10 protein-coding genes are annotated in these 13,476 nt (G+C 45.1%); 4 read left to right on the top strand and 6 right to left on the bottom strand.

The genetic code is table 11. The features are described from left to right. Nucleotides 1-160 precede the first annotated feature (160 nt). The 3 genes from R7Q48_RS09910 to R7Q48_RS09900 all read right to left on the bottom strand — a co-directional run bounded on the left by R7Q48_RS09910 (nt 161) and on the right by R7Q48_RS09900 (nt 3,279). Nucleotides 161-1,102 (bottom strand): class I SAM-dependent methyltransferase, encoded by a 942-nt coding sequence (locus tag R7Q48_RS09910; RefSeq protein WP_256902850.1) that lies wholly within the window; start codon nt 1,100-1,102, stop codon nt 161-163. 31 nt (nt 1,103-1,133) lie between these two features. Beyond that, complete coding sequence (locus R7Q48_RS09905; protein WP_256902849.1) at nt 1,134-1,826, bottom strand: TIGR01621 family pseudouridine synthase; 693 nt, start codon at nt 1,824-1,826, stop codon at nt 1,134-1,136. 82 nt (nt 1,827-1,908) lie between these two features. Continuing rightward, nucleotides 1,909-3,279 carry a sodium-dependent transporter gene (locus tag R7Q48_RS09900; RefSeq protein ID WP_042522154.1) on the bottom strand — a complete coding sequence of 457 codons (1,371 nt, stop codon included), beginning with the start codon at nt 3,277-3,279 and terminating at the stop codon, nt 1,909-1,911. Nucleotides 3,280-3,709: 430 nt separating this feature from the next. On the opposite strand from R7Q48_RS09900, the gene cls reads away from it, so the two are divergent. The 4 genes from cls to R7Q48_RS09880 all read left to right on the top strand — a co-directional run bounded on the left by cls (nt 3,710) and on the right by R7Q48_RS09880 (nt 8,608). After that, on the top strand, nt 3,710-5,164 hold the full coding sequence (gene cls / locus R7Q48_RS09895) for a cardiolipin synthase (protein ID WP_005378105.1): 1,455 nt from the start codon (nt 3,710-3,712) through the stop codon (nt 5,162-5,164). 211 nt (nt 5,165-5,375) lie between these two features. Then, complete coding sequence (locus R7Q48_RS09890) at nt 5,376-6,581, top strand: cystathionine beta-lyase (RefSeq protein ID WP_258457643.1); 1,206 nt, start codon at nt 5,376-5,378, stop codon at nt 6,579-6,581. 248 nt (nt 6,582-6,829) lie between these two features. Continuing rightward, nucleotides 6,830-7,735 carry an esterase/lipase family protein gene (locus R7Q48_RS09885; RefSeq protein ID WP_210405579.1) on the top strand — a complete coding sequence of 302 codons (906 nt, stop codon included), beginning with the start codon at nt 6,830-6,832 and terminating at the stop codon, nt 7,733-7,735. A gap of 12 nt (nt 7,736-7,747) precedes the next feature. After that, nucleotides 7,748-8,608, top strand: a complete 861-nt coding sequence (locus R7Q48_RS09880) for a lipase secretion chaperone (RefSeq protein WP_222716615.1) — start codon at nt 7,748-7,750, stop codon at nt 8,606-8,608. 24 nt (nt 8,609-8,632) lie between these two features. On the opposite strand, the gene R7Q48_RS09875 is transcribed toward R7Q48_RS09880, so the two are convergent. The 3 genes from R7Q48_RS09875 to R7Q48_RS09865 all read right to left on the bottom strand — a co-directional run bounded on the left by R7Q48_RS09875 (nt 8,633) and on the right by R7Q48_RS09865 (nt 13,476). Continuing rightward, nucleotides 8,633-9,199: a DNA-3-methyladenine glycosylase I gene (locus tag R7Q48_RS09875; protein ID WP_005378109.1), complete on the bottom strand. Its 567-nt coding sequence runs from the start codon at nt 9,197-9,199 to the stop codon at nt 8,633-8,635. 72 nt (nt 9,200-9,271) lie between these two features. Continuing rightward, nucleotides 9,272-12,382: an efflux RND transporter permease subunit VmeI gene (gene vmeI / locus R7Q48_RS09870; protein WP_262606120.1), complete on the bottom strand. Its 3,111-nt coding sequence runs from the start codon at nt 12,380-12,382 to the stop codon at nt 9,272-9,274. Then, nucleotides 12,379-13,476: an efflux RND transporter periplasmic adaptor subunit gene (locus R7Q48_RS09865; RefSeq protein ID WP_205460897.1), complete on the bottom strand. Its 1,098-nt coding sequence runs from the start codon at nt 13,474-13,476 to the stop codon at nt 12,379-12,381. The genes vmeI and R7Q48_RS09865 overlap by 4 nt, the downstream gene beginning before the upstream one ends.

The raw sequence follows: 13,476 nt of genomic DNA, 5'->3' as shown, positions 1-13,476 counted from the left end.
AGATCAGGAATCTAATATCAGCGTGTTAGGAATAACTCACTCTGATAATAGACTCTGGATCACACTCGCGTCTCGCTATTCAGATTAACGGGGTATCGTGGAAATGCCAGCCGTACTCAAACGGCTGGTATTATAGATAGGCACAACTTTCGTTTCGTCGTCATTGCTTCTCGCTAAACAGCAACACTTTCAATGCTGCTTCGCTGTCTTCGTCCATAAACTCTGGTGGGTTATCCAGGCGCTCACGGAATGTCAACTCTGGCGCTTCTTCTTTCATGCTTTCAATCAAGAAGTCGCTTGTCACAGATGGTGAGTTCACACATGCCATCACTTGACCGCCTTCTGCCAACAAATCCGGCAATCGACGTAAAATCTTTTTGTAATCTTTAGTCAGCGCAAAGCTGCCTTTCTGGAACGAAGGCGGATCGATGATAATCAAGTCATACTGACCAGATTTCTTAATCTTACCCCACGATTTAAAGATATCGTGCCCCATAAAGCTTACCTGGTTGATGTTATGACCATTTAGCTTGTGGTTCTCACGACCTTTAGACAGCGACGCTTTTGCCATGTCGACGTTAACCACTTTATCTGCGCCACCCGCAATGGCAGCGACAGAAAAGCCACACGTGTAAGCAAACAAGTTAAGCACGTTTTTATGCTTCGCATTTTCCCGTACCCAATCACGACCGTAGCGCATGTCCAAAAACAGACCGAAGTTTTGGTTGCGGCCAATATCCAATTGGTATTTCAAACCGCTTTCTTCAACGACAGGGCGAGCGTCTAATTCACCGACAAGCACTTCTGAAGGCGCACCATCGGCATAACGGTGCTGAAGAACCATAGTACGACCTTGCTTGTCTGCCCACAGTGGTGATAGTGCCAACGCATTGAGGCCGCTTTTCAGCTCAGCGAGAAACGCGTCGTCGACTTCTTTAAACAAGTTGATGATCAACTGACCTTGTAACCAGTCACAGGTGATTTGCTCTAGGCCCTCAAAACGACGACCACGACCATGAAACAGTCGACGAATTTCATTCGGAGCTTGCGCGAGCTCGGTTTCTAGATGCTGAAAAAACAGCGAAAGTTGTGATGCTTGCATCGAGTTCTCTTATTAGTTTTCTTTGTGACGGTTATTTGATCGTAGGCCAGTTCAGTTCCCAAGGGGAAAGCCAAGTATCCAAACCCTGAGAGACGGTTTCACTGTGCCATTTGTTACCAAGCACTTTGTATTCTCGTGGATCGCAAACAAAGCGATATTGCTCATCTCGGTATTGGAAGCAAAGTGAAAATGCGTGCAGATAACCGCGATCAGCCTCATTGCCTGCATTGTAAATCGGGTCGCCAACAATACCTGAGCCAACCGATTTTAATGCCACGCGGATTTGATGCGTTTTACCAGTGTGTGGCTTACATAAAAATAGGCGCTCTCCAGGCTCTGCCGCAAGAGAGAAAAACTGGGTGACGGCTGGGTTATTTTTACTGTTGACCAGCTTCCATGATGAACGACGCGAACGCTCCATATCACCAACGACCAAACCTTGTTTCTTTTTCGGCTTTTTAGAGCCAATCGCCAGATAGAACTTTTCCACTTGGCGGTCAGCAAAAGCTTGTGATAACGCACTAGCCGCTTTGGCGTTGCGTCCGAGGAGCAGAATACCCGATGTCATTTTATCCAAGCGATGGATAAGATAGAGCTGCTCATCACCACTCTGCTTAGCCACTTCTTGCAGCAGCATTGTGTCGCCATCGTCTTTATGAACAGAGACGTTGGGATGCTTATTGATGATCAGAAAATCGGGATGGGTATGTAGAATATCGAACATAAAAAACTGGCTCCACGTTTGGAGCCAGCAGTATACATAAGTTACCGGACAAAGCTATCGAGGCTTGCCCCTAAGGTCTTTTCTAAAGCTTCTTCGAGAAAATGCCAGCAAGACCAATGATTGCGATACCCAGCAGCATGATTTCACCTTTGCCACTATCAAAGCCAGACTTAATCCCCATGAAGGCAACAATAGCAATCGCAACAGGAATCAGGTATTTAACTAGGTTGTACCACAATCCAAATAGCGGGAAGGATACTTCGCCGTCATTAGTGATCTCTTTTTCTAGCTCAGCACGGCTTAGGCGCCATCCAGCAAAGATACAAACCAACATACCACCAACCGCTAAGAAGATTTTGTCCGTTAGCAAGTCGAAGATATCAAAGGCACCGGTACCGAACAGCGTTGGTCCCATTCCACCTAACGATAGTGACGCAAAAATACATAATGCCGCCATAACTGCACTTGCAGACAGAACTGCGTTAGAGCGCTTCATGCCTTTCTCGTCGATTAGGTAAGACACGACAACTTCCAATAGTGATACTGAAGAAGTTAATGCCGCCACCGTCAAACCGATGAAAAATAGCAACGCGAATAGCAACCCAATCACACCGCCCATTTCAGCAAATAGCTGAGGAACGACAACGAATACAAGACCAGGGCCTGCCGCAGGCTCCATGCCAAAGGCAAACATTGCTGGGAACATAGCAACACCAGCAAGAATCGCTACACCTGTATCCATCGCAGTAACCATACCGGTTGTTTGAACTAGGTTCTCTTTCTTCTTCAGGTAAGAACCGTACGTCATCATACAACCCATACCTAAGCTAAGTGAGAAGAACGCCTGCCCTAGTGCAGCAAGAACCACATTGCTGTCGACTTTAGAAAAGTCCGGCATGAACAAGAACTCAAGGCCAGCCATTGCACCTGGCAGCATCAAGCCTTTAACAGAAACAACGATTAGGATTAAGAACAAAAGCGGCATCAGAACCTTACCGGCTTTCTCAATACCACCCGAGATCCCTTTCATCACAATCATGACGTTAAGGAACAGGTAAACACCCATCCACATTAAAGGTTGAATCGGATCTGAGATGAAACCGCCAAAGCTGTCGCCAATTGCTTCTGGCGCGCTGAGTAGACCACCACCCACTTTAAAGATGTAGGCCAATGCCCAACCACCAACCACAGGGTAGAAGCCCATGATCAAAAGACCACTGAAGACTCCCATAACGCCAGTGAACGTCCAGCGTCGGTCAGTTGTTTTGAATGCACCTACGGCAGAAAGACCTGTCTTACGACCAATAGCGAACTCTGTCAGCATCACGCTAAAGCCGATAAAAATTACAAAGATAAGATAGATAGCAACGAATGCACCGCCGCCACTCTCACCTGCTGTGTAAGGGAATTTCCATATATTGCCTAAACCGACAGCGGAACCCGCTGCTGCCATTACGAAGCCTAGTTTAGACCCCCACGTATCACGTGGTGCTGCTGTATTAGTTGTAGCCACGCTTTTTCTCCAAAATTAGTTTGTTGTGTATGCATAGAGATAGGCGTCTAAAAAGTTTATGTAAAAATTATTGTACACTTATAAAATAAGCGTTCGACGCACTATGTCTAGAAAGTAAAGCAGCTCCCCTTTAAAATTGGAACCCCAAAAAAGTACATTTATCGCACAAGTGTCGAGTTACGCAGGTTAAATGCTGCTTTTTTGTTCAAAAGTTAAAGAATGACCTTATTTTTCACATTAAAATAACAGAATCAGCTGTTATGAAATTCGTTCCTCATATAAGGTCAATCCCATGTCTAAATGGGAAATCTATTCCCCCAACCCACTTTTATGCTTAATATCCTAGAAGGGCATATTACTCTGAGCGTATATGGACAAGTTTTATCACTTTCTTACTTTAGCTGGCATCGGGCTATATTGGTTATTGGTCGCAGGTGTGACCATTCGTGTCGTTTTAAAGCGCCGTGCAGTGAGCGTGTCTTTAGCTTGGCTAATGATCATTTATATCCTTCCCGTTCTGGGTGTCGCGTGTTATTTCCTCTTCGGTGAACTGAACTTAGGCAGAAAACGGGCCGAACGCGCAAAAGAGATGTTTACACCATTTGAGAAGTGGTTCAGTCAGCTTAACGACTGTAACGCGCACAACCCAGAAACGATGGGAAGGCACATCTACCGAATTGATGAACTATGTAACAACCGCCTTGGTCTTCCCGCATTGAGCGGTAATACATTGTCGCTGCAACAGTCACCTAATGAGATTTTGCATTCCATTATTGAAGACATCGAAAACGCGCAGAGCAGTATTCGAATGGTATTCTACATTTGGCATCCAGGTGGTTTGGCTGACTCTGTCGCTTCTGCGCTTATTCAAGCGGCTAAACGCGGCGTAGATGTCAAGCTATTGCTCGATTCAGCAGGTAGTCCACGTTTTTTCAGAAGTCCTTGGTATCGAATGATGCAGGATGCTGGAATTGAAGTTATTCAAGCGCTAGAAGTGAAGATGTGGCGTATTTTCTTACGTCGTCTTGATCTTCGCCAGCATCGCAAGATCATCGTAATTGATGATGAAATTGCTTATACAGGTTCAATGAACTTGGTTGACCCGGCTTACTTCAAGCAAAACAGTGGCGTTGGGCATTGGGTGGATATCATGGTTCGTATTACAGGACCAACGGTAAACGTATTGAGTGCCATCCACTGTTGGGATTGGGAAGTCGAAACTGGCGAGCGTCATTTACCAAGACTACCTGAATGCAAGATCGATGAGAGTGAATTCCAACACCCTATTCAGGTTGTGCCTTCTGGCCCAGGTATGCCGGAATATCTGATCTATCAAGTATTAACATTGGCAATAAACCAAGCCAATCGCTCGGTACGAATCACAACACCATATTTCGTGCCCAATGCTGATTTACTCGAAACGTTAAAGATGACAGCACAACGAGGCATTGACGTTGAACTCATTATTCCCCATAAAAATGACTCTATGATGGTGCAATGGGCGTCACGCGCTTTTTATAGTGAGCTCTTGAGTGCAGGGGTCAAGATTTATGAGTTTTATGGTGGTTTACTGCATACAAAATCTGTCGTAATTGACGACCAATTCTGTTTAGTTGGCACCGTAAACATGGATATGCGCAGCTTGTGGCTGAACTTCGAAGTGACCCTCGCCGTTGATGACGAAGAGTTCACCAAGCAAATGTCTTGGTTACAAGATAGCTATATTAAGCAATCTCACACTGTTGTATTGGAAGAATGGGAGAAAAGGAGCCTATTTTCTCGGTTCTTAGAGCGAGTGTTCTATCTCTTCAACCCACTCCTCTAATACCTCAAATACACAGGCTAAAAAACCTCCAGCGCTACATGCATCCTGCTGGAGGTTTGTTCTTTTAGCTCCCTATCTACACGATACCTCTCGACATCATTACCTGTTCATCTTGGCTGTTATTGGCTGATAGTTGACTTTTCCCTTGCATAACCTACGTCGTCCATGTTTTAAATATTCCAAACCGCAATATTTAAGACAGGGAACTTTTATGTCAGAGGGAAAAAAAACCAAACTCATTACCGCTGGCCGCGATAAAAAGTGGACAAATGGTGTTGTAAACCCACCCGTTCAACGCGCTTCAACTGTGGTATTCAATACAGTTGCAGAAAAGAACCAAGCCACCATTAATCGTGCAAACAAAACGTTGTTTTATGGTCGCCGAGGCACCAACACGCACTTTGCTTTCCAAGACGCAATGGTTGAGATTGAAGGTGGAGCTGGTTGCGCGCTTTACCCTTGTGGAACGGCAGCAATTTCAAATGCCATCCTCTCTTTCGTTGAAACTGGCGATCACATTCTAATGGTGGACACTTGTTACGAACCAACTCGTGACTTTTGTAACACCATTATGAAAAAGATGGGCATCGAAACCACCTATTATGACCCAATGATCGGTGAAGGTATCCGAGACTTGATTCAGCCGAATACCAAAGTCCTTTTCTTGGAATCTCCTGGTTCAATAACCATGGAAGTCCAAGATGTACCTACATTAGCGCGCATTGCCCACGAGCAAGATATCATTGTGATGCTTGACAACACATGGGGAGCTGGCGTGAACTTCTCTCCTTTCGAGCATGGCGTAGACATTTCCATTCAAGCGGCGACTAAGTATATCGTTGGACATTCAGATGTCATGCTAGGTACTGCTGTGGCTTCTGAAAAGTATTGGGATCAGCTTCGTGAACAAAGCTACCTGATGGGTCAGTGCGTTTCTCCTGACGACGCATACCTAGGTCTTCGAGGTATTCGCACGTTGGATGTTCGCCTAAGACAGCACGCAGAAAGCAGTTTAAAAGTCGCTCAGTGGCTCGCTTCTCGCCCAGAAGTTGATCATGTCCGCCATCCAGCTTTAGAAACAAATCCTGGCCATGAGTTTTTCAAACGAGACTTCACAGGTGGAAACGGCTTGTTTTCATTTGTTCTCAAAACGTCTTATCCAAAAGCGACGACGGCTCTGCTTGATGGTATGAAACACTTCAGTATGGGTTACTCTTGGGGCGGTTATGAAAGCCTCATTCTAGCTAACGAACCTAAGAGCTTTAACAGCCTGAGAACCGTAGCTCACCCACACTTTGAAGGTACTTTGGTTCGTATTCATATTGGCTTAGAAGACGTAAATGACTTGATCGCTGATTTAGAGACTGGTTTTGCGCGTTATAACGCCTTAATGCTTGAAAAAGAAGTCTCCCTATAACAATGATTGAATCGCCCTGCATTGCGGGGCGTTTTTATAACCCCCTGACTTAATTAGAATTTACTAACATTCACCCACGCCATTAATTAATGTTAATCATTTGTGTTGTTTTTCAATTGAGCAGTCACAGAATGAAATAATGTGCTATAAATAGGCTTTCCAAATTTAGAGTTTCTCTCCTACTTTTTATCATTCATAAGAGGTCATACCACAAGGAGATAGTTTTGAAACTCAAATTTATAGCGCTAATGCTTTTTACCTTAATTACCGTCCCAATAACCTCCGTATACGCTGCAACAGGTTATACCCAAACCAAGTATCCGATTGTTCTGGTTCATGGATTATTTGGTTTTGATACCCTCGCAGGCGTAGATTACTTTTTCGGAATACCACATTCCTTAACAAAAGATGGCGCTACGGTTTATGTTGCACAGGTATCCGCGACCAATAGCAGCGAAGTTCGAGGGGAGCAACTGCTTGCTCAAGTAGAAACCTTACTTGCAGCAACAGGCGCAGAGAAAGTCAATCTCATTGGTCACAGTCATGGTGGTCCAACAACGCGCTATGTTGCCTCTGTCCGTCCTGACCTAGTCGCATCAGTTACGAGTATAGGAGGCGTTAATAAAGGGTCTAAAGTGGCAGATTTAGTTCGTGGCACCGTATCTGAGGGTTCGGGTAGTGAGCAGCTCGCGGTAAAACTGGCGCAAGGCTTAACTACTCTTATTAATCTTCTATCAGGTGGTTCTGATCTCGACCAAGACCCTTTAGCCTCACTAGCAGCATTAACCACGGAAGGATCATTAGCGTTTAACCAACACTACCCGGAGGGAGTCCCTACCAGTGAATGTGGTAATGGTGACTTGCTGGCTTCAAATGGCGTTTATTACTACTCATGGACCGGATCATCCACTTTTACAAACGTTTTCGATCCGACCGACGCTGCCATGATGGTACTTGGCTTAGCCTTTGATGGGCCAAATGATGGCTTAGTTGGTGCGTGCAGCACACATTTGGGCAAAGTCATACGTGATGATTATCAAATGAACCATTTGGATGAAATTAACGGCCTACTCGGTATTCATCATCTTTTTGAAACCGATCCAGTCACGCTTTATCGCCAACATGCAAATCGTCTCAAACTTCAAGGTTTATAAGAGGTCATCACAATGAAGAAAGTCGCTCTCACCACTTTTATCCTGCTCTCGATATTTGGCGTGGGAGCGCTTTCTCTGTTACAAAGCGACAAACAACAAGAGATAACCTCTAACCATTCGCCATCTCAGCAAGATATAGCCGCCGATGTCTCTTCCCCAAAAGACTTCTTCGAATATTCTCTTAGCCGGCTGGGCGAAGAAGATCTCGATACGATCAAAGCGGAAGTCAATGATGACACTTTAGCAAAGCAAACTCTGAATATTGATGCCACACTTTTTCAAGCCTACCTTTCCTACAAGCAAGCACTCACTGCATTAGAGCCTTTTGAGCACAACCACCTAACGCTTGAACAGTTAACCATGCTGAATGAAGCAATACTGAACTTACAGCTTCAATACTTTAACGAGGTGCAGATAACCCAATTGTTTGACGAAGAAAACCGACTTCGCCAACTTGCTTTAGAAAAGCTGACGATTAAAACACAGGCATCGGATATCGAGAGTCAAACACACCTTCTTAATCAAGCGTTATCAGAACAACCGGATTACATACGAGAAAGTGAACGCAATAACGCATTAGCAAAGCAGCTCGAGCAAGCTTCTCAGCTTGATTCACAAGACAAGTACATCGCCCGTGTTGCTCTGGTAGGAGATGCCGGAGCGCAGAGGCTGCAAAAGCTTGATGAGCAAAGAGCATCATTTGAGACTCAACTCGCCACTTACTTAAAGCAGCGTCAAAATATTCTGAATAGGGATTTTCTAGGGCAAGACGAAAAACAGGCAGAAATCATTTCTTTAAGAAAACAAAGCTTCGATGCCACTCAATGGCGTCGAATCGAAGCTTTGGAACGTATTCATGATAGCCAGAACTAACAACATTAGCTTAATCGCCAAACGTTACTTATTCTGCTTTTTAGGACATCCCACGATATGGTCATCCACCATGCCGACGGCTTGCATGAAAGCATAACAGATGGTTTCACCGACAAACTTGAAGCCTTTCTTTTTTAGGAATTTACTCATGGCTTTGGATTGCTCTGTCGAAGCTGGTACGTCACTCATATGTTGCCATTGATTGACGATTGGTTCACCGTCCACGAACTGCCACAACGCGTCTGATAAACTCCCGTATTCAGCAATTAACGCTTTGGCCGCTTTGGCATTACTGAATACCGAGTTAATCTTTCCGCGATGTCTCACAACATCGAAGTTTTCCACGATGTATTCAGCGCGTTCTTCATTTCTTTGTTCCAACGCATCTAGATCGTAATTCTCGAACGCTTCTCTGTAACCTTCGCGCTTTTTAAGGATGGTGATCCAACTAAGACCAGCTTGCGCACCTTCCAAAGTAATAAACTCAAACAGGACTTGGTCGTCATATACTGGCACGCCCCATTCGGAATCATGATATTCGCGCTCTAATGGGTGATTCATCGCCCACGCACACGTTTTTTGTTCTGTCATTATTCTTCCTTAAAAAGCGCCTCTAACTGATGAGCTAGAGGCGCGATATTTTTCATCGTTATATCAGTAGCACTAAGCCTGTTTCGGTACTGCCACTTTATGGAACAAACGATACAACACTGGCACGACAATCAGTGTCAGGACTGTCGCAAAACCCAAACCAAACATAATCGTAACCGCCATTGGTTTGAAGAAAATATCTGGCAACAGTGGGATCATACCAAGGATCGTCGTGATAGCAGCCATACAAACGGGACGGACGCGACTTACCGCAGCATCAACAACCGCGTCATAAGCCTCTTTACCGGACTTCATTTCAATTTCAATTTGGTCCAGTAATACGATGCCATTTTTGAGCACCATTCCCGATAAGCTTAAGAAGCCGAGCAATGCCATAAAACCAAACGGCGTGTTGAGTGCCAACAAACCTGTGGTGACGCCAATTAACGCCAGCGGCACGGTAAGCCAAACAATGAGTGGCTCTTTGATAGAGTTAAATAGGAATACAGTGATCAAGAACATGAACAAGTACCCCATTGGCATGGTAGTAAACAGCGACTCTTGAGCATCACCAGAAGATTCGTATTCACCACCCCACTCTAGTGAATAGCCAGGAGGCATTTGAATCGCTTCGATTTGGGGCTGTAAACGTTTTTGCAACGTCGATGCGGTTTCTTCACCTAGAATATCAGGGTCTGCCATCACAGTGAGCATACGCTTACGGTTCTTACGTACAATAATAGGATCCTCCCAACGCATGTCGTAACCCATTGTGACTTGTTGAAGTGGAATAAACTCACTCTGTGCTGGACTCCATATTTTCATGCCTTCGATGTTACGAATATCAATACGTTCATCTTCAGGTAAGCGAGCCACGATAGGCATGAGCGTCGTGCCGTCTCGGTAAAGGCCTATCGTCATTCCAGAGAATGACATAGACAAGAAGTCATCGACATCTGATTTTGTAATGCCATAGCGACGTGCCTGACTCTCGTTAAACTGCGGTTCAAGAACTTGGGTTCGTTCACGCCAATCATGCCTGATATTTGTTGCCTGAGGATCGGCGTACATGATGTCCTTGACCTGAGCGGCTATCGTACGAAGGACGGTTGGATCTGAACCAATAATGCGCGCTTCAATTTTTGCACCACCACCAGGGCCTAACTCAATCTGTTTGAGCTTGTAATTGATTTCTGGGTAGTTGGCTTTTAAATACTCTCGAAACTTCGCCATTAATGGTTTTAACGCTTCGTAGTTTTCCATACGAGTGGTTATCTCACCATAAGCCGCATAACTTTTCTCTGGCGCGTACGTTAACATGAAGCGCTGTAAGCCTTTACCCGCGGTCGTCGTGATATGGTCAACATGCTCTTGCTTAGCTAACCAACTTTCTAACTCTTTAAGCGTTGTGTTAGTTGCTCGAATATCAGTTCCTTCTGGCATCCATACATCTAACTGAAAAATCGGCGTTGTCGAAGATGGGAAAAACGCTTGCTTCACAAAGGTGAACCCGTAAACACTTGCCGCTAATCCCGCAATCAGCACCACAACGGTAAACCAAGCACGACGCATACAAAACTGAAGAAACTTTTTATAAATAACGAAAATAACCCCGTTATATGGATCATTTTCTTCCCCTTCACCTTGTTTAATCTTCTGGCCTTTAAAGAAGATGTCAGCAAAGAACGGTGTCAACGAGATAGCGGTAAACCAACTCAACATCAATGAGATCAGCAGAACCGTAAACAAAGTGCCACAGTATTCACCCGTCGAGTCTTCAGACAGTCCAATGGGCGCAAATGCAGTTACAGCAATCACAGTTGCCCCAAGTAATGGCCACTTGGTTTGGGTAACGATGTCAGTCGCCGCTTGGAGTCGAGTTCGCCCTTTTTGCGTACCAATCAAAATCCCCTCAACCACGACGATTGCATTGTCCACCAACATACCTAACGCGATAACCAAGGCACCTAATGAAATCCGCTGCAAATCTATCGCGAGATACTTCATGAAAATGAACGTACCCAACACCGTCAGCAGTAAAATTAAACCGATAAGCAGACCTGAACGTAGCCCCATAAAGAACAGAAGTACGATAATGACGATACCGACAGCTTGAGCCAAGCTGACAACAAAACCGCTAACCGATTTATCCACCTCTTTAGGCTGACTGTAAATTTCCGAGATTTCGATACCAACAGGTTGTTGGTACTTTAGCTCTGCAAGGCGATGATCAAACGCTTTTCCGACTTCAACGACGTTGACGCCTTCAGCAAAAGAAACACCCACGTTTAGTGCGAGGCTGCCGTTAAAATTAATAATATTATTCGGGACTTCTACATACCCGCGTTTTATTTCCGCCACATCTTTCAAGAAGATGAGCCCCTGAGCACCCGACTCAGTAATCAACAAATCACCCAGCTCCTCCACACTCTGGAACTCGCCAGTCGGCTGAATTCTGATGTACTCGTCACCAATTCTGATCGCTCCTGCGTCAGAAACCACGTTTTGCGTCGAAAGAAGATTAAACACGGTATCCGGAGCAAGACCTATACTGCTCAGCTTTTTCATCGATACTTCGATGAAAACTTGTTCTTGCTGTTGCCCGGATACCGAAACTTTACTCACACCATCAACCAGTTCGAGCTCTCGGCGTAAGTAATCGACGTAATCCAGTAGCTCTTTATAGCTATAACCGTCGCCAGTCACCGCTAACAAAATCCCGTAAACATCACCAAAATCATCGATCACTTGAGGTTCATTCACACCTGGAGGCAACGTCCCTTTAAGGTCGTTCACTTTACGGCGCAACTCATCCCAAATTTGTGGTAGATCATCAGGGCCATAATTGTTCTTCATCGTGACCGTGATTTGAGATAAGCCTCGGCTAGAAATCGAATTTACTTCATCAACATAAGTAAGCTGCTGAATCGCTTTTTCGATTGGGTACGTCACTTCTTCTTCGACTTGTTGCGGTGTCGCACCAGGGTAAGAGGTCACTACCATCGCATCTTTAATAGTAAAAGCAGGGTCCTCAAGACGCCCTAAACCAAAGAATGCGGCGATACCACCAATCAAAAATATCAGTGCGAACATCCAACTGATGACGCGATTTCGGATGAAGTACGCAGCAATACCGGTCACATCATCATCACTTTGAGGCGCTGATTTATTAAGATCGCTCATAGACCGGCCTCCTGCGTAGCCATTTCCTGTATCACTTCCACTTTCATGCCATCCCTTAATCGAGAAACACCGGCAATCACAACTTTGTCTTTGAGCATGAGACCATCAAGGATTTGAATGGACGTTTTAGATGCCTTACCTGCTCGCACCTGTTTGCGCGATACCGTATTGTCGTCATTCAGTACCCAAACAAATTTGTTTTCGCGCCCCAGCTCGTCACCATCCGCATTAAAAATGGCTTCGATAGGGACATTAATTCCTAGGTTGAGATCAAGCCCAACATTCTCGTCTTTAGACGTTACTTCAACAGCCATCCCATCTAGGATGTACTCTTCTTCCGGCATAGGAAGCGACAGTGTGACAGTAAACGTACCTGTTGTTGGGTCGGGTTCGGTTGTAAATTCTTTTACCGTCGCGTTATATTCGTTACCACTGGGCACGCGCACTAATGCTTTGATCGCGGTAAGCCTTTCTTCCGTTGGCGGTTGGTTCACATAGAGTCGGTCAGGAAGCTGAATCAACACTTCGACTCGCTCCAAGCTGTGAATATTAACGATATGCTGTCCGACTTGAACATTTTCGAATTGGTCGATATTAACTCGCGAAATAATCCCATCCACGGGCGCTTTTAAGGCAGTAAATGATAGACGAAGTTTGGCTAACTGAAGCTCAGCTAAGGCGATTTGTCGTTGTGCTGCAATTTCATCAAACTGAGACTTAGCTAATAGGCCTTTATCGACCAAAGGGCGTGAGCGGCGATACTGACTGTCGACAACAGAAAAACGCGCACTCGCATTATCTACATCCAACTCATAGTCAGTGGGATCTAGTGTTGCAATAACATCACCCTTCGTGACTTTGTCGCCCTCTTTTACCATGATGCTGCTGACTTCTCCTGCCACTCTGAAGCTCAAATGAGAGCGATCCGCTGCATTCGCAACCGCAGGGAAGTACAAGTTGTCATCCACCTTGCTTCCCGCTAATGACGTAACTCTAACTCGTGGCGTTTCGAGCTCTTTTTCTGGCGCCTTATCCCCACAGCCAACGAGAAAAAGCGTTGAAAGTAAAGTCGCTAGAGAGATGATTCCTTTCAT

This window comes from Vibrio sp. 378 (genome assembly GCF_033339435.1).
The sequence above is the reverse complement of the archived record's forward strand: the minus strand, read 5'-3'. Positions and strand labels throughout refer to the sequence as shown.

Bases quoted from the DNA above. Each gene is read 5' to 3' on its own strand.
- R7Q48_RS09910 (WP_256902850.1), bottom strand. From the start codon at position 1,102: ATGCAAGCATCACAACTTTCGCTGTTTTTTCAGCATCTAGAAACCGAG.
- R7Q48_RS09905 (WP_256902849.1), bottom strand. From the start codon at position 1,826: ATGTTCGATATTCTACATACCCATCCCGATTTTCTGATCATCAATAAG.
- R7Q48_RS09900 (WP_042522154.1), bottom strand. From the start codon at position 3,279: ATGGCAGCAGCGGGTTCCGCTGTCGGTTTAGGCAATATATGGAAATTC.
- cls (WP_005378105.1), top strand. From the start codon at position 3,710: ATGGACAAGTTTTATCACTTTCTTACTTTAGCTGGCATCGGGCTATAT.
- R7Q48_RS09890 (WP_258457643.1), top strand. From the start codon at position 5,376: ATGTCAGAGGGAAAAAAAACCAAACTCATTACCGCTGGCCGCGATAAA.
- R7Q48_RS09885 (WP_210405579.1), top strand. From the start codon at position 6,830: ATGCTTTTTACCTTAATTACCGTCCCAATAACCTCCGTATACGCTGCA.
- R7Q48_RS09880 (WP_222716615.1), top strand. From the start codon at position 7,748: ATGAAGAAAGTCGCTCTCACCACTTTTATCCTGCTCTCGATATTTGGC.
- R7Q48_RS09875 (WP_005378109.1), bottom strand. From the start codon at position 9,199: ATGACAGAACAAAAAACGTGTGCGTGGGCGATGAATCACCCATTAGAG.
- vmeI (WP_262606120.1), bottom strand. From the start codon at position 12,382: ATGAGCGATCTTAATAAATCAGCGCCTCAAAGTGATGATGATGTGACC.
- R7Q48_RS09865 (WP_205460897.1), bottom strand. From the start codon at position 13,476: ATGAAAGGAATCATCTCTCTAGCGACTTTACTTTCAACGCTTTTTCTC.